The organism is Amycolatopsis pretoriensis (assembly GCF_900107925.1).
Taxonomy (GTDB): Bacteria; Actinomycetota; Actinomycetes; order Mycobacteriales; family Pseudonocardiaceae; genus Amycolatopsis; species Amycolatopsis pretoriensis.
Genome location: NZ_FNUJ01000009.1, coordinates 172,265 through 196,649 on the forward strand (window position 1 = coordinate 172,265; position 24,385 = coordinate 196,649).

Annotated in this window: 26 protein-coding genes; 12 read left to right on the top strand and 14 right to left on the bottom strand. The window is 71.4% G+C overall.

Features of this window, described 5'->3' with window-relative positions:
• Positions 1-128: 128 nt before the first annotated feature.
• The 3 genes from rfbB (at position 129) to BLV96_RS36455 (ending at position 4,132) form a co-directional block, all read left to right on the top strand.
• Positions 129-1,118 carry a dTDP-glucose 4,6-dehydratase gene (gene rfbB, locus BLV96_RS36445; protein ID WP_086680283.1) on the top strand — a complete coding sequence of 330 codons (990 nt, stop codon included), beginning with the start codon at positions 129-131 and terminating at the stop codon, positions 1,116-1,118.
• A gap of 9 nt (positions 1,119-1,127) precedes the next feature.
• On the top strand, positions 1,128-2,018 hold the full coding sequence (gene rfbD, locus BLV96_RS36450; protein ID WP_086680284.1) for a dTDP-4-dehydrorhamnose reductase: 891 nt from the start codon (positions 1,128-1,130) through the stop codon (positions 2,016-2,018).
• A gap of 197 nt (positions 2,019-2,215) precedes the next feature.
• A complete protein-coding gene (locus BLV96_RS36455) occupies positions 2,216-4,132 on the top strand; it encodes a restriction endonuclease (RefSeq protein ID WP_158104208.1) in 1,917 nt (638 codons plus the stop codon).
• Here the strand turns inward: BLV96_RS36455 and BLV96_RS36460 are convergent.
• Genes BLV96_RS36460 through BLV96_RS36470 form a run of 3 tightly spaced genes read right to left on the bottom strand, consistent with a single transcriptional unit; the run spans position 4,126 to position 8,681 of the window.
• The gene (locus tag BLV96_RS36460; protein WP_086680288.1) at positions 4,126-5,211 is read right to left on the bottom strand and encodes a glycosyltransferase family 4 protein; all 1,086 of its coding nucleotides are present in this window, start codon (positions 5,209-5,211) and stop codon (positions 4,126-4,128) included. The genes BLV96_RS36455 and BLV96_RS36460 overlap by 7 nt on opposite strands.
• Positions 5,204-7,714: a glycosyltransferase gene (locus BLV96_RS36465; RefSeq protein ID WP_086680290.1), complete on the bottom strand. Its 2,511-nt coding sequence runs from the start codon at positions 7,712-7,714 to the stop codon at positions 5,204-5,206. Before BLV96_RS36465 ends, BLV96_RS36460 begins: the two co-directional genes overlap by 8 nt.
• Before the next feature lie 31 nt (positions 7,715-7,745).
• A complete protein-coding gene (locus tag BLV96_RS36470; protein ID WP_167379850.1) occupies positions 7,746-8,681 on the bottom strand; it encodes a glycosyltransferase family 2 protein in 936 nt (311 codons plus the stop codon).
• Positions 8,682-8,690: 9 nt separating this feature from the next.
• On the opposite strand from BLV96_RS36470, the gene BLV96_RS36475 reads away from it, so the two are divergent.
• The 3 genes from BLV96_RS36475 to BLV96_RS36485 are packed head-to-tail and all read left to right on the top strand — an operon-like array spanning position 8,691 to position 11,874.
• A complete protein-coding gene (locus tag BLV96_RS36475) occupies positions 8,691-9,782 on the top strand; it encodes a glycosyltransferase family 4 protein (protein WP_086680291.1) in 1,092 nt (363 codons plus the stop codon).
• 46 nt (positions 9,783-9,828) lie between these two features.
• On the top strand, positions 9,829-10,959 hold the full coding sequence (locus BLV96_RS36480; RefSeq protein WP_086680293.1) for a glycosyltransferase family 4 protein: 1,131 nt from the start codon (positions 9,829-9,831) through the stop codon (positions 10,957-10,959).
• 54 nt (positions 10,960-11,013) lie between these two features.
• Positions 11,014-11,874, top strand: coding sequence for a glycosyltransferase family 2 protein (locus BLV96_RS36485; protein WP_208608418.1), 861 nt, complete (start codon positions 11,014-11,016; stop codon positions 11,872-11,874).
• Here the strand turns inward: BLV96_RS36485 and BLV96_RS36490 are convergent.
• Positions 11,871-12,347: a hypothetical protein gene (locus BLV96_RS36490; RefSeq protein ID WP_086680297.1), complete on the bottom strand. Its 477-nt coding sequence runs from the start codon at positions 12,345-12,347 to the stop codon at positions 11,871-11,873. The two genes, BLV96_RS36485 and BLV96_RS36490, sit on opposite strands and share 4 nt — an antisense overlap.
• A gap of 141 nt (positions 12,348-12,488) precedes the next feature.
• On the opposite strand from BLV96_RS36490, the gene manB reads away from it, so the two are divergent.
• Positions 12,489-13,568, top strand: coding sequence for a mannose-1-phosphate guanylyltransferase (gene manB, locus BLV96_RS36495; RefSeq protein WP_086680299.1), 1,080 nt, complete (start codon positions 12,489-12,491; stop codon positions 13,566-13,568).
• Between the two features lie 3 nt (positions 13,569-13,571).
• On the top strand, positions 13,572-14,468 hold the full coding sequence (locus tag BLV96_RS36500; protein ID WP_086680301.1) for a DNA-3-methyladenine glycosylase family protein: 897 nt from the start codon (positions 13,572-13,574) through the stop codon (positions 14,466-14,468).
• A gap of 70 nt (positions 14,469-14,538) precedes the next feature.
• On the opposite strand, the gene BLV96_RS51335 is transcribed toward BLV96_RS36500, so the two are convergent.
• Genes BLV96_RS51335 through BLV96_RS36535 form a run of 7 tightly spaced genes read right to left on the bottom strand, consistent with a single transcriptional unit; the run spans position 14,539 to position 19,281 of the window.
• Positions 14,539-14,832 (bottom strand): hypothetical protein, encoded by a 294-nt coding sequence (locus BLV96_RS51335; RefSeq protein WP_279627568.1) that lies wholly within the window; start codon positions 14,830-14,832, stop codon positions 14,539-14,541.
• Positions 14,833-14,834: 2 nt separating this feature from the next.
• The gene (locus tag BLV96_RS36510) at positions 14,835-15,200 is read right to left on the bottom strand and encodes a GntR family transcriptional regulator (protein WP_086680305.1); all 366 of its coding nucleotides are present in this window, start codon (positions 15,198-15,200) and stop codon (positions 14,835-14,837) included.
• Positions 15,197-15,613, bottom strand: a complete 417-nt coding sequence (locus BLV96_RS36515; RefSeq protein WP_086680307.1) for a hypothetical protein — start codon at positions 15,611-15,613, stop codon at positions 15,197-15,199. The genes BLV96_RS36510 and BLV96_RS36515 overlap by 4 nt, the downstream gene beginning before the upstream one ends.
• A gap of 27 nt (positions 15,614-15,640) precedes the next feature.
• The gene (locus BLV96_RS36520; protein ID WP_086680309.1) at positions 15,641-16,186 is read right to left on the bottom strand and encodes an NUDIX hydrolase; all 546 of its coding nucleotides are present in this window, start codon (positions 16,184-16,186) and stop codon (positions 15,641-15,643) included.
• The gene (locus tag BLV96_RS36525; RefSeq protein WP_425266207.1) at positions 16,183-17,577 is read right to left on the bottom strand and encodes a coenzyme F420-0:L-glutamate ligase; all 1,395 of its coding nucleotides are present in this window, start codon (positions 17,575-17,577) and stop codon (positions 16,183-16,185) included. Before BLV96_RS36525 ends, BLV96_RS36520 begins: the two co-directional genes overlap by 4 nt.
• Positions 17,513-18,502, bottom strand: coding sequence for a 2-phospho-L-lactate transferase (cofD, locus tag BLV96_RS36530; RefSeq protein WP_086680314.1), 990 nt, complete (start codon positions 18,500-18,502; stop codon positions 17,513-17,515). Before cofD ends, BLV96_RS36525 begins: the two co-directional genes overlap by 65 nt.
• Positions 18,499-19,281, bottom strand: a complete 783-nt coding sequence (locus BLV96_RS36535; RefSeq protein WP_086680316.1) for a GNAT family N-acetyltransferase — start codon at positions 19,279-19,281, stop codon at positions 18,499-18,501. The genes cofD and BLV96_RS36535 overlap by 4 nt, the downstream gene beginning before the upstream one ends.
• Positions 19,282-19,345: 64 nt before the next feature.
• Between BLV96_RS36535 and BLV96_RS36540 the strand changes: the two genes are divergently transcribed.
• The 3 genes from BLV96_RS36540 to dapC all read left to right on the top strand — a co-directional run bounded on the left by BLV96_RS36540 (position 19,346) and on the right by dapC (position 21,041).
• Positions 19,346-19,519, top strand: a complete 174-nt coding sequence (locus BLV96_RS36540) for a hypothetical protein (RefSeq protein ID WP_086680318.1) — start codon at positions 19,346-19,348, stop codon at positions 19,517-19,519.
• A 113-nt stretch (positions 19,520-19,632) separates the two neighbouring features.
• Positions 19,633-19,953, top strand: coding sequence for a ferredoxin (fdxA, locus tag BLV96_RS36545; RefSeq protein WP_086680320.1), 321 nt, complete (start codon positions 19,633-19,635; stop codon positions 19,951-19,953).
• A complete protein-coding gene (gene dapC, locus BLV96_RS36550) occupies positions 19,950-21,041 on the top strand; it encodes a succinyldiaminopimelate transaminase (RefSeq protein WP_086680322.1) in 1,092 nt (363 codons plus the stop codon). The genes fdxA and dapC overlap by 4 nt, the downstream gene beginning before the upstream one ends.
• Here dapC and BLV96_RS36555 read toward each other — a convergent pair.
• On the bottom strand, positions 21,035-21,682 hold the full coding sequence (locus BLV96_RS36555) for a TetR/AcrR family transcriptional regulator (RefSeq protein ID WP_086680324.1): 648 nt from the start codon (positions 21,680-21,682) through the stop codon (positions 21,035-21,037). The genes dapC and BLV96_RS36555 overlap by 7 nt on opposite strands.
• A 44-nt stretch (positions 21,683-21,726) precedes the next feature.
• On the opposite strand from BLV96_RS36555, the gene BLV96_RS36560 reads away from it, so the two are divergent.
• Positions 21,727-23,133: an FAD-dependent monooxygenase gene (locus BLV96_RS36560; protein WP_086680326.1), complete on the top strand. Its 1,407-nt coding sequence runs from the start codon at positions 21,727-21,729 to the stop codon at positions 23,131-23,133.
• Here the strand turns inward: BLV96_RS36560 and BLV96_RS50050 are convergent, their stop codons facing one another.
• Together BLV96_RS50050 and BLV96_RS36570 are read right to left on the bottom strand one after the other, a co-directional pair.
• Positions 23,134-23,310: a hypothetical protein gene (locus tag BLV96_RS50050; RefSeq protein ID WP_167379851.1), complete on the bottom strand. Its 177-nt coding sequence runs from the start codon at positions 23,308-23,310 to the stop codon at positions 23,134-23,136.
• A 143-nt stretch (positions 23,311-23,453) separates the two neighbouring features.
• Entirely contained in the window at positions 23,454-24,383 is a 930-nt protein-coding gene (locus BLV96_RS36570; protein WP_086680330.1) for a CHAD domain-containing protein, read from the bottom strand.
• Positions 24,384-24,385: the final 2 nt, after the last annotated feature.

Here is a 24,385-nt window from a genome sequence, read left to right on the forward strand (position 1 = left end):
CCTGTGAAACCCCGTGCTTCCCCCAGGGCACCGATGTGCCTCCACCATGACTCTACTGAGGGTGTTGTCAGGCCTCCGTAGGCTGGGGGCCGATTGCCCCGGTCGGGGGTCGAGGGAAAGGCGAAAAGATGCGGGTCCTGGTCACCGGGGGCGCCGGCTTCATCGGGTCGCACTACGTCCGGCAGGCGCTGAGCGGCGCTTACCCGGCGCTGCGCGACGCCGAGGTGGTCGTGCTGGACAAACTCACCTACGCCGGCAACGAGGCCAACCTGGCCCCGGTCGCCGCCGACCCGCGGCTGCGGTTCGTCCGCGGCGACATCTGCGACGCGCGCAAGGTCGCCGACGTCATGCGCGGGGTCGACCTGGTCGTCCACTTCGCGGCGGAGTCGCATGTGGACCGCTCGATCCTCGGTTCCGCCGACTTCGTGCTGACGAACGTGCTGGGCACGCAGAACCTGCTGCAGGCGGCCCTCGAAGCGGGCGTCTCGAAGTTCGTGCACGTGTCCACCGACGAGGTGTACGGCTCGATCGAGTCCGGATCCTGGACCGAGGACCACGTGCTGGAGCCGAACTCGCCGTATTCGGCGTCGAAGGCGTCGTCCGACCTGGTGGCGCGGTCGTTCTTCCGCACCCACGGGCTTCCGGTGTGCGTCACGCGGTGTTCCAACAACTACGGTCCGTACCAGTTCCCGGAGAAGGTCATCCCGCTGTTCGTGACGAACCTGCTCGACGGCCGGAAGGTGCCGCTGTACGGCGACGGGCTCAACGTCCGTGACTGGCTGCACGTGGACGACCACTGCCACGGCATCCAGCTGGTCGCCGACGGCGGGCGGCCGGGCGAGATCTACAACATCGGCGGCGGCACCGAGCTGACGAACCGGGTTCTGACGGAGAAGCTGCTGGCGGCGGTGGGCGCGGGCTGGGACAGCGTCGAGCCGGTCGAGGACCGCAAGGGCCACGACCGCCGGTACTCGGTGGACATCACGAAGATCGGTTCGGAGCTGGGGTACGCTCCGCGCGTGTCCTTCGAGGACGGTCTGGCCGCGACAGTGGCCTGGTACACGGACAATCGCGCGTGGTGGGAGCCCCTGGCGGAGCGGGCCGCGCTGAAGAAGTAGGGGTTTTTCGTGCCGCTGACGGTGCTGGTGCCCGGGGGTTCCGGGCAGCTCGGCCGCGACCTGGCCGCGCTGGCCGCGCCCGGTGTCGACGTCGTCGCTCCCGGTTCGGCCGAGCTGGACGTGACTTCGACGGGCCAGGTCCTGGCCGCGGTCGGCGCACTGGCCGACCGGGCCCGCGAGAACGGCTCGTCGCCGGTGGTGATCAACGCGGCGGCGTACACGGCGGTCGACCAGGCGGAGACGGACGAGGAGCGGGCGTTCGCGGTGAACGCGGACGGGCCGCGCGTGTTGGCGGCGGCGTGCGCTTCCCGTCAGGTGCCGTTGATCCACGTTTCCACGGACTACGTGTTTCCGGGGGACGCTTCTAAGCCGTATGAGCCTTCGGACGAGCTGGGGCCGCGTTCGGCTTACGGCCGGACCAAGGCGGCCGGTGAGGACGCCGTGCTCGGTTCGGGGGCTTCGTCGTGGGTCGTGCGCACGGGGTGGCTCTACGGGCATTCGGGTTCGAACTTCGTGAAGACCATGGCGCGGTTGGAGTCTTCGCGGCCGGAGTTGTCCGTTGTGGACGATCAGGTCGGGGGTCCTACGTGGACTGCCGATCTGGCGTCGGGGCTTCTCGAGCTGGCTTCGCGCGCGGCTGCCGGCGATGGGCCCGAGCGGCGGATCCTGCACTGCACGAACGGTGGTTCGGTGAGCTGGTGTGGGTTCGCCCGGGCGATCTTTTCCCAGTTGGGCGCGGATCCATCGAGGGTGAAGCCGTGCACGTCGGCGGAGTACCCGCAGGCGGCGACGCGGCCGGCCTACTCGGTGTTGTCGCCGGCGTCGTGGAAAGAGGCGTGGCTGACCCCGCTGCGGCCGTGGGAAGAAGCCCTGGCCGCTTACTTCGAGGCTGACCGCTAGCAGGTTAGTGAATCAGGCCTCTGCCTGTGCAAAAGTCCCGCTCGTGCAGTTCGATCGGCAGGCAGGATGACTCGGGTGGTATTGGTAGGCTGTCCGACATGGTGAGCAGGGCCTTGTCTGGTGGCTTCGGTACTCCTTGGGGTCCTCGAAAGGGGAGTTTTCCTTTCTTGCGGGGTGGGCACGAGAACTATCTGGCGGTGCTGCGGACCGCGCTCGAGGCGATGGCCACGCCGGTTGCCAAAGAGACGCTCATTCCTTGGGGTGGTACAGACTCTCTGATTTCAGCCTTGGAAGCCGTGAAGCAACTTGCTCCGGCGGGTCTCGTGCTGCGAAATTCCGACGGCACCGTCGAAGTCGCTGCAGAAGCTCGTCGCTGGTTGGAAACAGACGACGTTGCGGTTTTGGTTGAGATCTTTCACCGCAATCTACGGTTCGTTGGGGAATTGTTGGTCGAGGTCGATGGTGGCGGGCTGACGACTGCTGAGATCGCTGAAGTGGCACGCCTGCACTATCAACTGGATTGGGCAACGCTCGATCAGGTCAACCGGCGCACGTACTGGCTACGCGCCACAGGCGTCGTGGAACTCCTCTTCACGGGAAAAGTAGTGCTCACCGAGCGTGGTCGCGAGGTTCTCGCTCGACTAGTGGTCGTCGGACGTGACGAATTCGGGCTCATCGATGATGAGCCGGATTCGGGCGCACTCGATCAGTTGTCTCCAGTGGTGGTCGCGTTGCTCGAAGATGCCGCCCGGCGAGGCTTGGCCGGACGAGTAGCTGCAGGTATGAGTTACGTCCCCAAAGGGGGCCAATACAACACCGTAGAGTCGCTGGCCGCGCAGGTGGATGCGGCGACGCCCGCCATCGAGCGCGGTGAATTCGTGGAATTCTGTTCTCGAGAGTTCACGGCCAAGCCGAGTTCATCCACTTCCGCGCTCGACACCGTGCGCAATACTGGACTGCTCACTCAGATCGGACGGGATACTTTCGCGGCGACCGAAGCCGCCCGCGCCTGGCGCACCTCGAACACCGTCCTGGACTTGGTGGGAATCGTGCATGCCAATATTCGTTGTGTCGGCGAACTGCTCCCCCTGCTGGAAGAAAACCGGACTATCGGGGAGCTTGCGGAAATGGCACGTGTGCGGTTCGGTGGCTTGGTGCTGAAGACGCCGGTTTTGCGGAACCGCCTGCAGTTGCTCCGTGAAGCAGGGCTGGTAATGCAGCCTTCGTTCAGTTCATACCGAGCCACGTCCAAGGGACGTGTCTTCGCGTGCACACTTCCTCTTGAGGTCGAGAATTCTGCGAATGAGGAGAAGGCCAGCGAGAATACCGTTGGAACCGTGGACAGCGTCGTCCAAGATCTTATCGATGCCGCAGCCGACACTGCTCATTCCGACAACTTCGAGCGCGCACTGACGGTCGCTTTCCAGTCGATCGGGTTGGATGCGGAGCATCTCGGTGGTGCTGGACGCACCGACATCGTGATCACGGTCAGGCGAAGTCCGACCGAGCTGGTCAGGATCATCGTTGACGCTAAGGCCACCAAGAACCAGGCCATTCATGAGGGAGCCGTCGACTTTTCCACGCTGGTTGAGCATCGTGGCCAGCACCAGGCCGACCACGCTGCGTTGGTGGCGGTCGGATTCGATTCTGGGCGCGTCAAGAGCCGGGCTGCAGCCACGGGGATTGCCCTGATCACGGTGGACGAACTCGTAAGTGTGATCGAGCGTTGTCGGGTCGAGCCGCTGGCCCCTGTCGAACTCGTCAATCTGTTCATCCCGGCGATGAAAGAGAAGCTGTGGTCCGACGCCGACCGACGAGCTGAGGTCATGGCAGCCGTGATCGTGGCCGTTGAAGACGAGTCGGAGTACGTCGCGGAAACCGGCGGAAGTTTCTCGACACGGGACATCCACCGGTCGTTGAGGCGATCAGTTGATCCATCGCCGGACATGACTGAAGTCCAAGAGGCTTTGAACCTACTTGCTTCGCCGTTGATTCAAGGAATCAAAGCTGACGGTAGGAACGGGTATTTGCCAGGGTTTCCGGCCGAGTCGGTAGCAGCGCGGTTGCGCTTCCTCAGTGCAGCAGTGAACGGAGCGACAGGACCGGCTCAGTGACGGCCTGAGGCCATCCGGTAGGCGCCGACCGTCAGCTCGGCGCACGTCCGCCACGTGAAGTTCGCCGCGTGCGCGCGACGCGAAGCCGACGTTGCCACCGCGTGCGGGTCCGTCACCGCCGTTCGCAACGCCTCCGCCAACCCGTCCACGTCGCCGTACTGGACCAGGCTCGCGCAGTCGCCCGCGACTTCGCGCAACGCCGGGATGTCCGTGCACACCACCGGGACGTCCGACGCCATCGCCTCCAGGACCGGCAGCCCGAACCCCTCGTCCCGGGACGGCAGCACCAGCGCCGATGCCCCGGCCACCACCGTGCGCAGGTCCACATCGGACAGATAGCCGGTCTGCGAAGTCCGGGCCGTGCGCGGGAACGGGCCCGGGCCGGCGAACACCAGGTCCGGCAGGTCCGGCGCGGCCTCGTGCGTGCGGGTCAGCCAGTCCAGACCCTTGCGCGGCCCCGCGGCCCCGGCGAACAACAAGTACCGCGACGGCAGCCCGAGACGCGCGCGACGCTCGTCGTCGGGCGGGCGCGCCGTGAACCACGCCGGGTTGACGCCCAGCGGTGTCACCACGATCTTGTCGCGCGAGACGTCCAGGCGCTCCGCCACCGAGTCGGCCACCGCCGACGTCGGGGTGCAGATCACGTTCGCGCGGCGGGCGCCGCGGCGGACCAGTTCCGGCAGACCGCGGTCGCTCGGGGCCAGCTCCGCGGGATTGTCCAAAAAGGCCAGGTCGTGGATCGTCACCACGCCCGCCGCGCGGAACCGGCCCGGCAGCACGAAGTTCGTGCCGTGCACGACGTCCGTCGGGCCGGCGAACAGCTCCACCGGCGGGAAGTCCGAGCGCTCCCACGCCGCCCGCAGAAGCCGGGCCGCCACCGGCATCCCGCGCGCCCGGGCGCCGTACGGGAGCACGTGGCGCAGCCGGCGCCAGCCGCGCAGCGTGAACGCCACCGCGCGCGTGTCCACCTCGGGGATCGACACCAGCTCTTCGATCAGCGCCGAGGTGTACCGGCCGATGCCGGTGCGCGCGCCGAGCAGCGGGGTGCCGTCGAGGAGGACGCTCAGGGACCTAGCCACGGCGGAGCCGCTGCTTCACGAGCTTCAACGCCCGGCCGCCCGCGCGCCGCGCCAGCTCCGACGGACCGCCCGCGGCGAGGTACTCGCGGATCAGGTCGGCGTCGCGGCGCAGCATCGCGCGGCCGCGCGCCGGCGCCGTCGTCGTCAGGTCCGCCGAGCCGGGCAGCCGGTCGGCCGCCGGACGCGGGTCGCGGCAGAACTCCACCAGCGGCTTCAGCGCCTCCGGCCAGGTGTAGCGCTGCGCGACGGCGGCGATCCGCTCGACGCAGCCCGCGGCGAACTCCTCGTCGTACAAGCACTTCTCGAGCGCTTCGGCCAGCGCGGACGCGTCCTCGGCCGGGACGACGACGCCCAGCCGTTCGGCCCGCACGAGGTCGGCGAACGAGTCGCCGTCGGTGGTGACGATCGGCAGCCCGGCCCACAGGTAGTCGAGGACGCGGGTGCGGAACGCGAACGTCGTCTCGACGTGCTCGTAGTGCGTCGTGACACCGCAGTTCGCGTCCAGCAGCCAGTTCTGGCGCTCGTGGTAGGGCACCCACTGCTCGTTGAAGTAGACGTGCTTCCCGGTCAGCCCCAGCGAATCCGCGAGCCGGATCGTGCGCGTGCCGATGTCCATCTCGGCGACCTCGGGGTTCGGGTGCTTCATGCCGAGGAACACCAGCCGGACGTCGGCACGGCGGCGGCGCAGCTCGTCCATCGCGCGGATCAGCGTCAGCGGGTCGAACCAGCTGTAGACCCCGCCGGCCCACAGGATGACGTGGTCGGTGCCGCCGATGCCCAGCGACGAGCGCAGCCCGGGCCCGGTGCGCACCGGCGCCTGCGGCGACAGTCCGAAGGGGACGACCGCGAGCAGCGACTGCGTCGTCGGGTCGGCGTCGTAGAGCCGCGGGGAAAGCCGGCCGAGCGCGGCGAGGTGGCCGAGCCAGAGGTGGCGCTGCCGTTCGGACGCGCAGAGGAAGAAGTCGCCGCGCTCGATCTGGGCGTCCAGCACGCGGGTGACGCCGGCGAGGTCGGCCGCGCGCCGGTCGTCGGCGATGCCCTTGCCCTGCTCCAGCAGCTCCAGGTGCATCGGGTCGTAGAGGTCCGCGACGACGATCTTGCCGCTGTGCTCCTTCTTCAGCGACGGCGCCAGTTCGAGCACGTGCCCCTGCAGGACGACGACGTCGGCCCAGGCGACCGGCGCTTCCAGCTCGCGGTGCTTGCCCGCGCTGACGCGGAACGGCGCCGGCGGCGGCGTGGCGAGCGGGTTGGTGGTGACGAGGTGGACGTCGTGCTCGGCGGACAGCGCCAGCGCGATGTTCCAGGCGCGGATCGCCGGGCCGGCCATCCGCTCGGTGAGCGCGTCGCCGGTGATCACCAGGATCTTGCGACGCTGCCCGAACGCCTTCTCGATGCCGAACGCCTCGACGAGGATGTCGTGCGCGGCGAGGTAGCGCGGCAGCGGGTACGCGGGCTCCAAAGCCTTGCGCAGCAAGGGAAGCAGGTCGGCGTCGGTGCGGACGCGGGCGGCCTGCTCGACCGCGCGCGACTCGGCCAGCGACGGCAGCTGCTCGACGAACTGGTCGATCGCGAGCAGCCCGGCGAGCGTCGTCCGCGGGATGGCGACGTCGCCGGACTCGATCGGGCCGACACCTTTTTCGAGGTCCAGCTGCGTCGCGTCGAGTTCGCCGCGGGCGGTGGCCCGGCGCACGGCCAGGGCGAGCGCCGCGGGCAGCGCGCGGGCGAGCGTCTCGTCGGAAAGGTTCTTGTAGAGCGCGGCGAGGGCGTTGCGCTCCAGGAGGAAGGTCTCGCGGCCGGTTTCCGGCGTGTCGACGGCGGCCATCGTGCCGTGGTGGCGGTGGTAGGTCAGCGATTCGGGGACGTACCGGAGGCGCCAGCCGCGCAGGTTGAGCCGCCAGCCGAGGTCGACGTCCTCGTAGAACATGAAGAACCGCTCGTCGAAGCCGCCCAGCTCGGCGAACACCGAAGAGCGGACGAACATCGCCGAGCCGGTGCCGAACAGGACGTCCTTGGCGACCTCGTGCTCGGCGGCCGGGACGTCGGCCAGCGGCGAGCCCGCGTGACGCTTGTAGCCCATGCCGAACCAGGTCAGGCCGCCGTCGACGAAGTCGGCGCCGGTGCCCTCCCAGTCGAGGACCTTGCTGGCCACGGCGGCGACGCGGGGCTGCGCGCGCAGCTCGGCGACCGCGGCGGAGACCCAGCCGAGGGCCGGGCGGGCGTCGTTGTTGAGGAAGGCGAGGACAGTGCCCTTCGCGTGCTTCGCGCCGAGGTTGCAGCCGCCGGCGAACCCGGTGTTGCGCCCGGCCTCGACGACGTTGGCCCGCGGAACGGCTTCGCGGATGAGCGCGGCTTCGTCGGAGTCGACGGAGTTGTCCACGCAGATCAGCTCGAGCTCGGGGTAGTCGTGCTCGGCGAGCGCGCGCAGGCAGGCGATCGTGTCGTCGGCACCGCGGTAATTGACCACGATCACCGAGACGAGCGGTTGCGGTTCCCCCTGCGCCAAAGCCAGCTCCTTCGTCGGGAATTGCGCCAGCTTAAAGGCCAGCCCAAGCCTCCCAGACCGCGCCTCGGCTCAGCGCGGCCTCGCGGCCGATCTCGCGGCGGGCCGCGAGCGTCGCGGGCAGCCGCGTCACCACCTCGGCCAGCACCCGGCAGCGCAGGCCGAAGCGGAAGTTCGCCGCGGCCGGACGGCCCGGGCGCAGCGGCAGCACCGCTGTCAACACGGCGAACTTCACCAGCTGGTTCACCGCGACCGCGCGGGGCGCGCAGCGCAGCAGCATGAGCAGCCGGTTGCGCTCGTTCCAGCGGTGGAACAGCGGCGAACCCAGCTCGGTACTGACGCCGTGGGCGTGCCGGACGCGGGCCTCGGGCGCCGCGACGACGTCCCAGCCGGCCAGCCGCAGCCGCCACGCCGTGTCGGTGTCCTCGTAGTAGCAGAAGAACCCGGCCGGGACGCCGTGCACGCTCGTCAGCACGTCCGTCCGCAGCAGCGCCGCGCCGCCGCAGAAGCCGAACACCTCGGCGGCGGGCTCGGTGAGGTCGGCGCCGTGGCCGTCGGCGGTCAGCCGGACGCCGGCGGACTGCGTGCTGCCGTCACCCCGCACGAGCAACGACGTCGCCGCGCCGGCCAGGGGTGCTTTCTCCAGGGTGTCTTCGAGTGTCGCGAGCCAGTCCGGCTCGGGTTCGGCGTCGTCGTTCAGCCACGCCATCAACGGGGTTTCGACGCGTTTCGCGGCGACGGCGAGCGCGCCCGCGTACCCCGTGTTGCGCGGCAGGCGGATTACTTGCGGACGCGAAGGATGGGCCGCGAGCAGGGCGGCGGTGCCGTCGTCGGAGGCGTTGTCCACCACGAGCGTCCGATGTGGACGCGTCTGCGCGGCGAGCGCGTCGAGGCAGGCGGTGACGTGCCCGGCACCCCGCCAGGTCACGACGACCACCGTGGTGGCGGGATTCGCGGTCACGTCCCGCACAATAGCCGCGTGCCCGAACTGGTCGTGCTCGCCGAGCAGCTCCTCGCGCCCGTGCCCGGTGGCACCGGGCGCTACACGGCCGAGCTGCTGCCCGCCCTCGCGCGGACCGCGCCGAAGGGGTGGACGGTCTCCAGCGTCGTCGCGCGGCACGCCGACGTCGGCGCGGCCCGGCTGGACGGCGTCGAAGGCCCGCGGGTGCTGCGTTCGCCGCCGCGGGTGCTGGTCGGCGCCTGGCAGCTGGGGTTGCCGTGGTGGCCGGGTGGCGACGCGGTGCACGCGCCGACGCCGTTCGCGCCGCCGCGCGCGCCGGCCGGGAAGACGTTGAGCGTCACGGTGCACGACACCGTGCCGTGGACCCACCCCGAGACGCTCACCGCGCGCGGGGTCAGCTGGCACCGGTCGATGATCGCGCGGGCCGCGCGGCGGGCGTCCGGGCTGGTCGTGCCGACGCGGGCGGTCGCCGACGAGCTGGCGGTGCTGATCGACGTCGACGTCCCGGTGCGCGTGGTGCCGCACGGCGTGCGGGTCCCGGCCGGGTCGGCGCCGCTGGACCTGCCGCCGCGGTACGTGCTGGCCGTCGGGACGATCGAGCCGCGCAAGGGCATCGACGTGCTGGTCGACGCGGTCGCGGCGCTCGACGGCGTGGTGCTGGTGCTCGCCGGGCAGCCCGGCTGGGGCGGCATCGACCCGGCCGCGCTGGCGGCCGATCGCGGGCTCCCCGCGGACCGGCTGCGGGTGCTGGGGAAGGTGTCGGACGCCGAGCTGGCGACGGCGTTGCGCCAGGCCGACGTGCTGGCCGTGCCGAGCCTGGCCGAGGGGTTCGGGATGGGCCTGCTCGAAGCGATGGCGGCCGGGGTCCCGGTGGTGCACACGGACGTCCCGGCCCTGGCCGAGGTGGCGGGCGGCGCGGGGATCACGGTCCCGCGCGGCGACGCCCGGGCGTTGGCCGCGGCGTTGCGAGAGGTGCTGGGATCACCCTCCGTGGCGGCTGATCTCACACGATCGGGGAGGGCGCGCGCGCGGACGTTCACCTGGCGCCGCGCCGCGGAAGCCGTCTGGGCCATTCACACGCGTGACCGGTTTGCCAGTTCCCCACCATGACGCGGGGTCACCGCCGTACCCTGCAGGGGTGAGCGATGACCCCCGGGTGCTGATCGACGCGACCGCGGTTCCCGCGGACCGCGGCGGGGTCGGCCGGTACGTGGATTCGCTCGTCGCCGCGCTCGACGCGGACGGGGCGCGGCTCACCGTCGTGTGCCAGCCCCGGGACCTGCAGCTTTACGATCGGCTGGCGCCGCGTTCGCGCGTGGTGCCCGCGTCGCCGTCGACGACCACCCGCACCGCGCGGCTGACCTGGGAACAGGCCACCCTGCCCCGGTTGGTGCGCCGCCTCGGCGCGGACGTCGTCCACTCGCCGCACTACACGATGCCGCTGGCCACGTCGGCGGCATCGGTCGTCACGCTCCACGACGCGACCTTCTTCACCGACGCCGTGCTGCACTCGTCGGTGAAGGCGCGGTTCTTCCGGGCGTGGACGGCGACGGCGTTGCGCCGCGCGACGTTGTGCGTGGTCCCCTCGGCGGCGACGGCGGCGGAACTGGCCCGCGTGGGCCCGGTCCGGCACGCGTCCCTGGAAGTCATTCACCACGGCGTCGACAGCGAGCGCTTTCACCCACCGTCACCAGCGGAGGTCGCGGCCGCCCGTTCGGCGGTGGGCCTCGGCCGGACGCCGTACGTGGCGTTCCTGGGGGCGTTGGAGCCGCGCAAGAACGTGCCGGCGCTGATCCGCGGGTTCGCCCGGGCGGTGGCGGGCCGGCGTGACGCGCCGGCGTTGGTGCTGGCCGGGCAGCCGGGCTGGGACACGCAGGTGGAGCGGGCGCTGGACGCCGTCCCCCATCGGCTTCGCGTTATTCGGGCAGGATATCTGCCCTTCGGGACACTCGCGGGGTTCCTCGGCGGTGCCGAGCTGGTGGCTTACCCGTCGCTGGGCGAGGGGTTCGGGCTGCCGGTGCTGGAAGCGATGGCTTGCGGGGCCTGCGTGTTGACGACCCGGCGGTTGTCGCTGCCCGAGGTGGGCGGCGACGCCGTGGCTTACTGCGGGGTCGGGGCGGGGGATGTCGCCGCGGGGTTGGCGGAGCTGTTGGCGGACCCGGGTCGGCGGGCGGAGCTGGCCATGGCGGCTCAGCAGCGGGCCAAAGAGTTTTCCTGGGCTACCACCGCTGAACGGCATCGGGAGGCTTACGCCAAGGCCTGGTCACGGCACCTCCGGACCCGCTGACCACGCCCTGTGGGGTGGCGGGGTCGCCGTCTGTGACCGGTGGACAATGGCCGGGTGACTGAGCACTCCCGCTATGGCGACGATGTCGGCGTCGTGACCGTGACCTACTTCTCCGAGGACACCATCGAACGGTTCCTCGACACCCTGGAGAAGGCCACCGAGCGCGAGGTCAAGGTGGTCGTCGCGGACAACGCGTCCGTCGAAGGCGCCCTCGAGAAGGCCACCGCGCACCGGAAGAACGTTCAGCTGCTCAGCATCGGCGAGAACGTCGGCTACGGGGCCGCCGCCAACCGGGGGGCCGCCGAGCTCGAGGACCGCTACGGCTGGGTCGTCGTCGTCAACCCGGACCTCGAATGGGAGCCCGGGTCGCTCGACGCCCTGCTCGACGCCGCGAGCCGGTGGCCGCGGGGTGGGGCCTTCGGGCCGCTCATCCACGATCTCGACGGCACCGTCTACCCCTCCGCCCGCCTGCTGCCCTCCTTCGGGCGCGGCATCGGGCACGCCGTCTTCGCGAAGGTCTGGCCGGGCAACCCGTGGACCAAGCAGTACCGCCAGGAGACCGGCACCCCCGTCGAGCGCACGTCCGGCTGGCTGTCCGGCTCCTGCCAGCTGATCCGCCGGGAGGCCTTCGACTCCGTCGGGGGCTTCGACACGCGCTACTTCATGTACTTCGAGGACGTCGACCTCGGTGACCGCCTCGCGCAGGCCGGCTGGTTGAACGTCTACGCGCCCTCGGCGAGCGTCACGCACGAAGGCGGCCACTCGACGTCGCAGGCCTCGGCGAAGATGCTCAAGGCCCACCACGACAGCGCTTACCGCTACCTCGCCGACCGCCACCCGGGCCTCGCCTGGAAGCCGGTGCTCGCCGCCGTGAAGCTCGGGCTGGCCCTCCGGCTGAAGCTCGAGACCCGCTAGATCCCGTCGAGCCGGCGCGAAAGGTCGGACCTGCCGTTGTTCTGCGTTACCGTCGGCACCAGGCCGGTGTCCTCCGGGTCGGGCTCCTTCAACGGGCTCGTGATCGGCTCGGCCTGGGGACGACGGGACAGCGGGGCCGTCACCTGCGTGCCCGGTTTGTGCAGCGGTGTCGTCGGTGTCGGCGTGCTCAGCGGCGTGGTCGGCTGCGGACGGCGCGAGCCACCGGTGGCCTCCAGCCGCCGGGTCGGCGACGCGCCCGCGAGCGGGTGGTCGTTCTCCTCGATCAGCGACGCCGGCAGCTGCGTGGTCGTGTCGGGGTCCTGGCCGCGGTCGAGCCCGTCGATCTGCGCCCGGGGTATCTGCTGGGTGTTCGACGAGTCCATCGGTGACGTCGCGCTGTCGGGTGTCACGACGAACACACCGCGCGCCTGGGCTCGTGCGAGCAGGGCGTCCGCCCGATCGCGGGGGTCCATCCCCTCGGCCTCCCGACTGACCCGGGGCCCTCTGGGGAAAGGCCCGCCTGTTTCCTGTCTAGGGTAGGCCCTCCGGGCGACCTCCGTCAGGGTTTCCCGCGGCTTGTCGCTCAGCGGTGCGTGATACAAGAGGAGATTTCCGTGACGTCCGAGGTCGAGATCGACGCCGTCGTGCTGGTCGGGGGCAAGGGCACGCGCCTGCGGCCACTGACCCTTTCGGCACCGAAGCCGATGCTCCCGACAGCCGGGACGCCGTACCTGAGCCACCTGTTCTCCCGCATCCGCGAGGCCGGGATCCGGCACGTCGTGCTGGGCACGAGCTACCGTGCGGAGGTGTTCGAGGAGTACTTCGGCGACGGGAAGTCGATCGGTCTGGACCTCGAGTACGTCGTCGAGGAGGAGCCGCTCGACACGGCCGGCGCCATCCGCAACGTCTACGACAAGCTGCGCGCCGAGCACGTGATCGTCTTCAACGGCGACATCATCTCCGGCTCCGACCTCGGCGAGCAGCTGCGCGTGCACCGCGAGTCCGAGGCCGACGTCACGCTGCACCTGCAGCGGGTGCCCGACCCGAGCCGGTTCGGCTCGGTGCCGACCGACGAAACCGGCCGCGTCCAGGCGTTCCTCGAGAAGACGCCGAACCCGCCGACCGACCAGATCAACGCCGGCTGCTACGTCTTCCGCCGCCCGGTGATCGAGGCCATCCCGACCGGGCGCCGGGTGTCGGTCGAGCGCGAGACGTTCCCGCAGCTGCTGGAGCAGGGCGCGCACATCCACGGCTTCGTCGACGAGTCCTACTGGCTGGACGTCGGCACGCCGGAAGCGTTCGTGCGCGGCTCGGCGGACCTGGTGCGCGGTGTCGCGCCGACGTCGGCGCTGCCCGGGCGGCCCGGCGACTTCCTGGTGCTCGACGGCGCTTCCGTCGCCGAAGACGCCCACCTGTGCGGTGGTTCGACCATCGGCGGCGGCGCGGTCGTCGGCTCCGGCGCGAAGATCGACGGCTCGGTGCTGTTCGACGGCGCGGCCGTCTCCGAAGGCGCGATCGTCGAGCGTTCGGTGCTCGGGCACGGCGCGCGCGTCGGCGCCGGCGCGGTGCTGCGCGGCGTCGTGCTGGGCGACGGCGTGTCCGTCGGCGCCGGCTGCGAACTCCTGGACGGCGCCCGGATCTGGCCCGACACCGTGCTGCCCGACGGTTCCGTCCGCTTCTCGAGCGACGCGTAGCCGATGTTCTGGCGACCCGCGTTCGAAGTCGACTTGGGCAGTGTCCTGAGTCCGCTGAAGCGCGGGCGCGGGTCGCTCAACATCCTCACCGACGAGCGCGGGATCACGTGGCTCGCGTCGAACACGCCCGACGGTCCGGGCACGCTGGCGTTGCGCCGCCTCGCCGACGGCCGGATCGAGGCGGCGGCCTGGGGCGACGGCGCGGACCGGCTGCTCACCGGCGTCCCGGCGCTGCTGGGAGCGGACGACGACGACGCGGAGTTCGTCGCGCACCACGACGTCGTCGCGCGCGCCCGGCGGGAGAACCCGGGGCTGCGGCTCGGCTCGACGGGTGTCGTGTGGGACTGGCTGGTGCTGGCCGTGCTGGAGCAGAAGGTGACCGGCAAGGAGGCGATCCGGTCGTGGGCCGAGCTGTGCCGCCGGTTCGGCGCGCCGGCCCCGGGACCGGCGCCTGAGCGGCTGCGGGTGCCGCCGACGCCGGTGGCGCTGCGGTCGTTGCCGGACTGGCACTGGCACCGCGCGGGCGTCGACATCAAGCGACGCACGGCATTGCTGAACGCGGCGCGCGTCGCGCACCACCTGGAGCGGGCGGTCGAGCTGCGCGGGCTGGCGGGGCGGCACCTGCTGCGGAACGTCCCGGGCATCGGCGTGTGGACGGCGGCGGAGATCGCCCAGCGCGCCTGGGGCGACCCGGACGCGGTCAGCTTCGGCGACTACAACATCCCGTCGATGGTCGGGAACGCCGTGCTGGGCACGAAACTCGACGACGCGGGGATGGCGGAGGTCCTGGCGCCGTACGCCCCGCAGCGGCAGCGGGCGGTGCGGTACCTGGAAGCGGCGGGCCACCGGCGGCCGCGGTTCGGACCCCGGATCGAGCTGCGCGACTACCGCGCGATGTGACTCCGGCCGTGAGCCGTGAATGGCACATCGAGGGACCAAGTGTCCGTGAATGTGCCATTCACGGACTTCGTCACTGCTGCGGGGGGTAGCCGCCCTGCTGGGGCGGGTACGGCGGCTGCTGGCCCGGATAGCCCTGCTGCGGCGGGTATCCCGGCGGCTGCTGACCGGGGTAACCCTGCTGCGGGTAGCCCTGCGGCGGGTAGCCCGGCTGCTGGCCCGGGTAGCCCTGCTGGGGCGGGTAGCCCGGGTACTGCTGCGGCGGGTACGGCGGCTGCTTCGGCTTGTTCATGTTGATGATCAGCAGCACCGCTCCGGTGAGGCCCCCGAGCACCACCACGATGATCAGCAGCATCAGCACGCTCACGATCAGTTCTTCCCCTCGTCGAGTGCGGCCCGGGCGATCGCGAGTGCTTCCGCGTCGTCCAAACCCAGTTTGCGGGTCAGCGCAGCGTATTCCGCCGCCGCCTGCTGGGCGCGGCGGCGGCTCTGGTCGCCCGCCGCCGCGACGAAGCTGCCCGCCCGGCCGCGCGTCTCGATCAGCCCGGCTTCCTCCAGCTCGCGGTACGCGCGGGCCACCGTGTTCGGCGCGATGCCCAGGTCGGCCGCCAGGGCGCGGACGGTGGGCAGCTTCGTGCCGACCGGCAGGCTCCGGTCGTTGATCCGCGTCGCGAACCCGGACCGCACCTGTTCGAACGGCGGGACCGGCGAAGCGCTGTCGAAGGGGATGATCACCAGCTCTGCGGACCCGCTCCCGGGCCCGGTGGCCGCTGCCCGTACGGCCCCTGCGGAACCGGTTGCGACGGCGGGAAGCTCGGCTGCTGCGGCACCGGCTGCGACGGCGGGAAGCCGGCCTGCGGCCCCGGCGCGAACCCCTGCGGCGGGTACGCCTGCTGCTGGAACCCCTGCTGCGGCGGAAAACCCTGCTGCGGGAACCCTTGCTGCGGCGGGAAGTTCTGCCGCGGCGGGAACTGCCCGCCGTTCTTCATCGCCTCTTCGCGGCGCATCTTCGACACCCGCACCGCGACGACGACCACGAACACGATGATCGCCAGGATCAGCAGGCCGACGACGATGTAGCCGAACACACCGTCGCCGCCGCCCCCTCCCGAGTGGTAGTGCACGCGCTGCGGAAACTGCGTAGCCATGTGGTCCCTCCCTGTCCACACCCCAGGCTAGTGCCCGGTACCGACAGGAACGGCCGCTTTCACCAGATCGGCGAGATCTTCCGACCCCGCCGGCAGCGCGTCCGCCGGCCACCACCGCAGGTCGTCGGACTCGTCGCTGCGCACCGGCGACGCACCTTCCGGCGCGTGCACCGCGAACCGGACGTCGAAGTGCCGCGTCGGCACGCCGAGCGAGCACGTGATCGGGTGGACGTCGAGGTGCACCGGCTGCGGGTCGATCCGCAGCCCGGCCATGCCGGACTCTTCGGTCGCCTCCCGCAGCGCCGCATCGGCCAGCGACGCGTCCTCGGGCTCGCAGTGCCCGCCCAGTTGCAGCCACCGGCCGACGCGCGGGTGCAGCGTCAGCAGCACCCGCGTCCCGGTGTGGTCCAGGACCACCGCCGACGCCGTGAGGTGCCCGGCCGCGCACGACCGCTGACACGAGTCCTCGCGCGCCGCCAGGAACCCGAGGAACGCCTGGCGCAGGGACTCCTGGGAAGCGAGAGCAGGCCGCCACGAACCCAGCGTCGCGACGGCTTCCGCGTGCAGGCTCACAGCTCCAGAAGCCCCTCTCCGGGCGTGATCGGCCCCCGCGGGCCGGGATCAGCCGCCGGGACGCCGATCGCGACCGAACCCAGCGGCTGCCAGCGCTCGTCGAGGCCCAGGACGTCCCGGACGATGTCGGCGGCGAAGATCGTCGACCCGATCCAGCACGAGCCGAGCCCCTCGGCCGCCAGCGACACGAGCAGGCCCTGCACCGCGGCGCCGCCCGCGACGGTGAACATCGTCTTCTCGCAGTCGTTGCGGCGCTCGTCGCGGTAGGTGTGCGCGCCGTCCGGGACCAGGAACGGGATGACGACTTCCGGGGCGCGGTAAAGGATGTCGCCGCGGCTGAGCCGCTTCGCGATCTGGTCCTGGGTGAACTCGTCGCGTTCGAGATCGGCCCGCCAGGACTCGCGCATCGCGTCGAGCAGCTTGTGGCGCAGCCCGGCGTCGCGCAGCCAGACGAACCGCACCGGGTGCGTGTGGTGCGGCGCGGGCGCGGTCAGCGCGGACGCCACCGCCCGGCGCATCGCGGCCGGGTCGACGGGCTCGTCCGCGAACTGCCGCACCGACCGCCGCGACGGCACGGCCGCCCGCCGGCCCTGCGCGATCGCTTCGTTCGTGCCCAGCCGGAAGAGGTCCTCCTCCAGCGGCCGGACGAGGTTCCGCGCGGTCGAGCCGTCGTCGAAGAGGTCGAGCCCGCGCACGACCGCGACCGGCGTGCCGCCGAGCTTGCCCTTGACCAGGTCGGCGGCCGCGGCCAGTTCGTCGGCGACGGCGACCTCGGTGACGGCCAGCTCGTTGCCCTGCCCGTCCACCTCGCCGCGGTAGGCGTGCAGCACGCGCAGGCCGGACGAGCCGATCGCGGCGTCGGTCTGCCCGACCCGCCACGCGCGGCCCATCGTGTCCGTGACGACCACGGCGACCTCGACGCCGAGCCGCTCGCGCAGCCCGTTGCGCAGCGCCAGCGCGGACGCGTCCGGGTCGGCCGGCAGCAGCGCGACTTCGTCGCCCTCGACGTTCGACGCGTCGATGCCCGACGCCGCCTGCACGATCCCCAGGTGGTTCTGGGTGATCACCGTGCGCGCGATCCGCGCGACCACCCGGATGGCCTCGCGGTCGACGAGCTTCCGGCGTTCGGCGTCGCGGACTTCGGGATCCTTGGGCACCTTGACGAGCCGGCCCTCGGCCTTCGAGACGATCTTGCTGGTCACGACCAGGACGTCACCCGAGCGCAGCCACGGCGCGGCCTTGACGATCGCGCCGGTCAGGTCGTCGCCGGGGCGGAACTCCGGCAGCCCGGTGACGGGCAGGATCTCCAGCTTGGGGGAAGCGTGGTCAGGCAACGGGGGCTCCCGCGAGGTCGAGGGCGGCGCGGGCCATCGCCGCGGTCGCGTCCACATCGGACATCAGCAGCGGGACGTCGCGGACGGTCACGCCCGGCACGTCCGCCGTCTCGCCTTCGGCGATCAGCCAGCCGTCGAGCACCCCGCCGTCCTTGCGCGAGCCGTAGTGCCGGCCCACCGCCTCCGCCGACGTCTCGACGCCGATCGCGGTCAGGCACGCGTCGGCCATCCCGCGCAGCGCCTTGCCGCCGATGATCGGCGACACCCCGACGACGCCCGCGGACGTCTTGCGCAGCGCGTCCCGGATCCCCGGCACGCCCAGTGTGGTGCCGATCGACACCACCGGGTTCGACGGCGCGAACAGCACCGCGTCGGCGTCCTTGATGGCGTCGAGCACGCCCGGCGCGGGCTTGGCCTCGTCGTTGCCGACCGCGACGATCGAATGGGCCTTCGGCTCGGCGCGGTAGCGCACCCACCACTCCTGGAAGTGCACGGCCTTCTGCTGGCCGTCCTGCTCCGGGTCGTCGATCACGACGTGCGTCTCGACGCGGTCGTCCGACATCGGCAGCAGCCGGACGCCGGGCTGCCAGCGGTCGCACATGGCCTCGGTCACCGCCGAAAGCGGGTAGCCCGCGCGCAGCATCCGCGATCGGATGAGGTGGGTGGCGATGTCCTTGTCGCCGAGGCCGAACCACGTCGGCTCGGCGCCGTAGGCCGCCAGCTCCTCCTTGACGACCCAGGTCTCGCCCGAGTGCCCCCAGCCGCGTTCTTTGTCGATCCCGCCGCCGAGCGTGTACATGCAGGTGTCCAGGTCCGGACAGATCCGCAGCCCGTGCATCCAGACGTCGTCGCCGGTGTTGACCAGCGCCGTCACCTCGTGCTCCGACTCGCTCGCGCCTTCGGGGGACATGCCCAGCGCCGACTTCAAACCCAGCAGGAAGCGGGCCCCGCCCACTCCGCCGACCATCACCACGATCTTCACGACGTCGAATCCTCGCACGAGCCGGGTTCAGGAACCCAGTACCGGTATCTGTGGTGCGGGGCGTAGCCGAGCCCCGCGTAGAGCGCGAGCGCGCCCGCGTTCCCCTCCGCCACCTGCAACACCGCGTGGTCGGCCCCGTGTTCCGCGCCCCACGTGTGCAGGGCGCCCATCAGGGTTTTCGCGAGCCCGCGGCGGCGGAAGGCGGGGTCGACCTCCAGGCGCCCGACGTGCAGCCAGCCGTCGACCAAGGCCCCGCGGACAACCCCGGCCACGACACCGTCGAGCGTCGCGACGCCGTAGCCGACCTTCCCGCCGGTCAGGACGCTGCGTGCAGCCGGGATGTCCTCGCCGGGCCCCAACGTGAGTTCCCACCAGTCGGCCGTCGGCTCATCCGCCACTTTCACGTGAAAGTGGCGGTTGTCCACACCCGGGGGCGGAGCTTTCACGTGAAAGCTGAGGTTGTCCACAGTGAGGACGGTGACCTCGTGGCCGCGGTGGTGGCGGGTCGCCTGGAACCAGCCCTCGGCGACGACCGCGCGCTCGTTGGGGCTATCGCGGATCACCTGCACCATCGGCTGGATCCCCCGATCGTGGGCGAAGTCACACACCGCGCGCAGGGCGTCCGGGATCGGCCGGCCGGGGTCGCCGACCGCGAGAGCGCTGTTCGCGCGGCCGGTGAAGCCCCCTGCCCAGCGCAGCCGCCAGTCTTTCAGGGGTTCCTCGACCAGGGGCGGCCATGCTCTGCTGCAGACGACTTCGAGCGCTTCACGTGCGTTCACGACTAGATTGTGACCGAGACAGTGACAGGCGTGGAGCGGATTTCCCCCGAGGAGGAGGTGGGCCGTGGGCATCCAGCGCAAGGACGAGCGGCACAACGAGAAGCTCGTCGACGAGATCTCCGAGGGGTTCAACCGAGCTGTGGGGGAGAAGAAGGAAGAAGACGAGGCGCCCAAGCCGCGCTTCGTCATCACCGGTGACGCCCGGGCGACCCCGCCCCCGCGCCGCCGGCCGAGGTGAGCACCCGCCATACCCCGGGTATGGCTAAGGCTTGCCTCACCAACCGAACGGGTGGCCGAACCGCGTAGTGTCGGCCACGACTGGCTGTTTGCAGAGAAAAGCAGGAGTGCGCAGTGACCTACGTGATCGCCGAGCCCTGCGTCGACGTGCTCGACAAGGCGTGTATCGACGAGTGCCCCGTGGACTGCATCTACGAGGGCGAGCGGATGCTGTACATCCACCCGGACGAGTGCGTCGACTGCGGCGCCTGCGAGCCGGTCTGCCCGGTCGAGGCGATCTACTACGAGGACGACGTCCCGGACAACTGGTCGGACTACACCAAGGCCAACGTCGACTTCTTCGACGAGCTGGGCTCGCCCGGCGGCGCCTCCAAGGTGGGCAAGACCGCGCACGACCCGGGGTTCATCAAGGCCCTGCCCCCGCAGGGCGAATGAGCCCGGTCGCGCTGCCCGACTTCCCCTGGGATTCGCTCGCCGCGGTCAAGGCCAAGGCGCAGGCGCATCCCGGCGGGGTGGTCGACCTTTCCATCGGCACGCCGGTCGACCCGGTCCCGGCCGGCATCCGCGACGCGCTCGCGTCGGTGTCGGAGATCCCGGGCTACCCGACGACCCACGGCATCCCGGCCCTGCGCGCGGCGGCCATCGCCGCCCTGGGCCGCCGGCACGGTGTCACCGGCATCGAGCCGGACGCGGTGCTGCCGACGATCGGGTCGAAGGAGGCCGTGGCCTGGCTGCCGCGCCTGCTCGGCTTCGGCCCCGGCGACCTGGTCGTCATCCCGGAGCTGGCCTACCCGACGTACGAGGTCGGCGCGCTCCTGGCGGGCGCGTCGATCCTGCGCGCGGACAGCACGGTCGCGATCGGCCCGCAGAGGCCGGCGATGATCTGGATCAACTCGCCGTCCAACCCGACCGGCAAGGTGCTCCCGGTGGAGCACCTGCGCAAGGTCGTCGAGTGGGCGCGCGAACGCGACGTCGTCGTGGTGTCCGACGAGTGCTACCTGGCCCTGGGCTGGGACGCCGAACCGCTGTCGGTCCTGCACCCGGACGTCTGCGACGGCCGCACGGACGGCCTGATCGCCGTGCACTCGCTGTCCAAGTCGGCGAACCTGGCCAGCTACCGCGCCGGGTTCCTGACCGGTGACCCGCGGCTGATCAGGCAGTTGCTCGACATCCGCAAGCACGCGGGCATGATCGTGCCGCGCCCGGTCCAGGAGGCGATGGTCGCCGCCCTGACCGACGACGAGGCCCTGGCCGCCCAGCGCGAGCGCTACGCCCGGCGCCGGCTTTCGCTGCGGAAGGCGTTGCTGGACAACGGCTTCCGCGTCGACCACTCCGAGGCGGGGCTCTACCTGTGGGCCACGCGCGACGAGGACGCCGCGGCGACGGTCGAGTGGCTGGCCGACCGCGGGATCCTGGTGGCGCCGGGCACGTTCTACGGACCCCGGGGCGGCAAGCACGTCCGGGTCGCGCTGACCGCGACCGACGAGCGCGTCGACGCCGCCGTGGAACGCCTGACTCAGTAGTCCCGGCCGGTGAAACCGCGGTAGACGAACCGGGTGAGCGCCTCGATCGCCTCGTCGTCGGTCGGCGGCGTCCACCCGGCCGGCACCGGGTCGAGCAGCCACATCTGCGCGAAGCTGTCGACCAGCTGGTACATCATCGAGATCGACAGCTCCGTGCTCGCCGGCAGCCGCATCCCGGCCGCCGTCACGTGCGCCAAGTGGCCGTTGAGGTCCGCCGACTGGGTCGCCCCGAAGCTCGCCAGCGTCCGGGCGAAGGCGTCGTTGACCATCGCCGCCTGGTGCAGCGCCTGCATCGTCGACGCGTGCTCCTTATAGAAGTCCCAGTACTGGGCCACGTGCCAGCGCACCGCCGCCGGGTCGCTGAAGTCGGACAGGTGACTCTCGGACAGCGCGCTTTCGTCGCCGGACGCCGCGATGTCGCCCAGTAGCGCCTCGAGCAGCTCTTCCTTACTCGCGAAGTGGTTGTAAAACGACCCCGCGGCCCGGCCCGCCTCGGCGGTGATGTCCGTGATCTTGGTGTTCAGGTAGCCCTTGCGCGCGAACACGCGCCGGGCGGCCGCCTTCAGCGCGGCCTCGGTCTCCGCGGCCATCTCCTTGCGGTTCACCGGCACCTCCTTGACGCGGGACGCTAGCAGTGTCATTCTGAATCCAGATTCACTGAATGATAATTCACTGGGAGGCCGACATGGACACACAGGTGCTGATCGCGGGGGCGGGACCGACCGGGCTGACCCTGGCCATCGAGCTGGCGCGGCGCGACGTCGCCGTGCGGATCATCGACAAGGCCGAGACGTTCTTCGTCGGCTCGCGCGGCGACGGGCTCCAGCCGCGGACCCTGGAGGTCTTCGAGGACCTCGGTGTGCTCGACGAGGTGCTGGCGCGGGGAGCCGCGCCGGTGCCGATGCGGATCCACGTCGGCGGCGAGGTCGTCGACGAGCGGATGATGTTCGACCTGGTCGAGCCGACGCCGGAGAAGCCGTACCCGACCGGCTGGTTCCTCGGCCAGTCGCAGACCGAGGGGATCCTGCGCGACCGGCTGGCCGAGTTCGGCGTCCACGTCGAACCGGCGACCGCGCTGGCCGGCTTCGAGCAGGACGCCGACGGCGTCACGGCCACGCTGAGCACCGGCGAGACCGTCCGGGCCGCGTACCTGGTCGGCGCCGACGGCGGCAAGAGCTTCGTGCGCAAGGCGCTGGGGATCGCGTTCGAGGGCACCACCGACGAGTCGATCCGGATGCTGCTCGGCGACGTCCACGCCGAAGGCCTCGACCGCGGCTACGGCCACTGGTTCGGCGACGCGGAGAACCCGATGCGCGGCATGATGTTCAGCCCGCTGCCGGGCACGCCGTGGTTCCAGTTCGGCTCGCCGCTGGGCGACGGCGACCTCGACGCCGAGACGGCGCTGCCGGCGATCCAGGCCCGGCTCGACGCGCTGAGCGGCGGCGGGATCACGCTGTCGGACCTGGCGTGGTCGACGGTGTGGCGGCCGAACGTCCGGCTGGCCGCGCGGTTCCGCGCCGGCCGGGTGTTCCTGGCGGGCGACTCGGCGCACGTCCACCCGCCGACCGGCGGCCAGGGCCTGAACACCGGCGTCCAGGACGCGTACAACCTGGGCTGGAAGCTCGCGGACGGGTCACCCGAGCTGCTCGACAGCTACGAGGTGGAGCGCCGCACGGTGGCGGCGCGGGTGCTGGGGGTCTCGACCGGGCTGATGCAGAAGTACGTCGACGGCGACGAAGACGCGCACCACCGCGGCGAGGAGACGCAGCAGCTGGACATCAGCTACCGCGGCGGCCCGCTGTCCCCTCCGGGTGACGGCGCGCTGCGGCCCGGCGACCGCGCGCCGGACTCGCCGTTGGTTTCTTTCGACGGCACCCGGGTCCGGCTGTTCGAGCTGTTCCGCGGCCCGCACGCGACGCGGCTGGTCTTCGGCGACGGGCCTGCCGAGGGGGTCCGGATCCTGCCGGCGGGGAGTGTCGCGGAGCCGGGCGCGCTGGTGGACGAGGGTGGGTACGCGTACGCGGCTTACGACGTCAAGCCGGGTGCCGAGGTGCTGGTCCGGCCGGACGGGTACGTCTGGTCGGTGGCCTGATCACGACATGCCGGTGTGCGTGGAGTTGTCGTAGGTCCCGTTCGGCTTGGCGCGGTAGGGGTAGCGGCCGGCCTTCCGCCCCCGCCGCACCCGGCGGCCGGCGAGGACGCCGATGGTGAGGATGACCAGGACGAGCAGGATCACTCCGCCGATGGCCAGGGTCAGCGCGGTCTCCATCGGCCGAGTCTGGGGTCCGCGGCGCCGGGTCGGGGACGGCCGAAATGCCATGAACGACTCGTTCAGCGCGTCGGGCGTCATGAACGACTCGTTCATGACGTCGGGGCGGGCCCGGGCGTCTCGTAGGCCGCGGGCGGGGCGGGTCAGGCGTGCAGGGCTTTCGCGGCCTTGTCGACCTTGGCCCACGCCTTGCCCCAAGCCGCGCGGGCCTCGGCTCGGCGGCCCAGCTCGCGCTCGGCTATCCGGCCCGCCACGAACCCCAGCTCGCCGTCCGCCGTCGCCAGGACCGTGCGCATCCGCTCGGCCGCGATGACCGCGTCCTGGTGGTCGCCCAGCACCGTCTGGAAGTCCTTCGTCGCCTGGATCAGCTTCTTGATCCGCTTCGCGCGCTTCTTCTTCGCCGACGTCTGGGCCAGCTCGGCCGCGTACCGCAGCTTCTTGCCGTGGATGCGCAGCGCGTGCAGGTCGTCGTCCGGCGGGTCGGCCGGCAGCGCGCGGACCGCCTTGGCCAGCTTGCGGTGCGGCTTCGCCAGCCCGGTCACCAGGTCGTGCGGCTCGCCGGGCGCGTCGCCGGACGTCCGGGTCAGCAGGCTGACCTCCCGCAGCAACGTCGAGTACCGCGCGCTCGACAGCGCCCGCGTCAGGCGCCGCTTCGCCGTCGCGCGCTCGGTGACGAAGCGGGACACCAGGCGGCGGCCGGCCTGCTGGTCGCGGACCTCGAAGTCGGCGATGACCTCGCGCAGGTGCCCGATCAGCACGTCGTGGTCGCGCACCTCACCGAGCGACTGCCCGAGCCAGCCCAGCTCCGCGCGCACCGGCTCGGCGCCGTCCCCGACCAGCCGGCCCGACAGCTTCAGCACGCTGCGCATCCGCCGCAGCGCGACGCGCATCTGGTGCAGGTCCTCGGGGTCGGCGCCGGAGCGCGTCCCGGCTTCGTGCGCGAGCAGGGCGCGGATCTCCCGGTCGAGCTTGGCGCGCACGTGGTGGTCCGCCGGATCGGCCGGGCCCACCTCGACCGGGAGCTCCGGCAGGCCCAGCTCCACCGGGGTGCGAGGCAACGATTCGGCGGTCACCT

What these genes read in the sequence shown, in the direction of transcription:
- rfbB (WP_086680283.1), top strand. Translation starts at nt 129, where the DNA reads ATGCGGGTCCTGGTCACCGGGGGCGCCGGCTTCATCGGGTCGCACTAC.
- BLV96_RS36490 (WP_086680297.1), bottom strand. Translation starts at nt 12,347, where the DNA reads ATGGACCCCCGCGATCGGGCGGACGCCCTGCTCGCACGAGCCCAGGCG.
- BLV96_RS36500 (WP_086680301.1), top strand. Translation starts at nt 13,572, where the DNA reads ATGTTCTGGCGACCCGCGTTCGAAGTCGACTTGGGCAGTGTCCTGAGT.
- BLV96_RS36515 (WP_086680307.1), bottom strand. Translation starts at nt 15,613, where the DNA reads ATGGCTACGCAGTTTCCGCAGCGCGTGCACTACCACTCGGGAGGGGGC.
- BLV96_RS36525 (WP_425266207.1), bottom strand. Translation starts at nt 17,577, where the DNA reads ATGTGGACGCGACCGCGGCGATGGCCCGCGCCGCCCTCGACCTCGCGG.
- dapC (WP_086680322.1), top strand. Translation starts at nt 19,950, where the DNA reads ATGAGCCCGGTCGCGCTGCCCGACTTCCCCTGGGATTCGCTCGCCGCG.
- BLV96_RS36555 (WP_086680324.1), bottom strand. Translation starts at nt 21,682, where the DNA reads ATGACACTGCTAGCGTCCCGCGTCAAGGAGGTGCCGGTGAACCGCAAG.
- BLV96_RS36560 (WP_086680326.1), top strand. Translation starts at nt 21,727, where the DNA reads ATGGACACACAGGTGCTGATCGCGGGGGCGGGACCGACCGGGCTGACC.
- BLV96_RS50050 (WP_167379851.1), bottom strand. Translation starts at nt 23,310, where the DNA reads ATGGAGACCGCGCTGACCCTGGCCATCGGCGGAGTGATCCTGCTCGTC.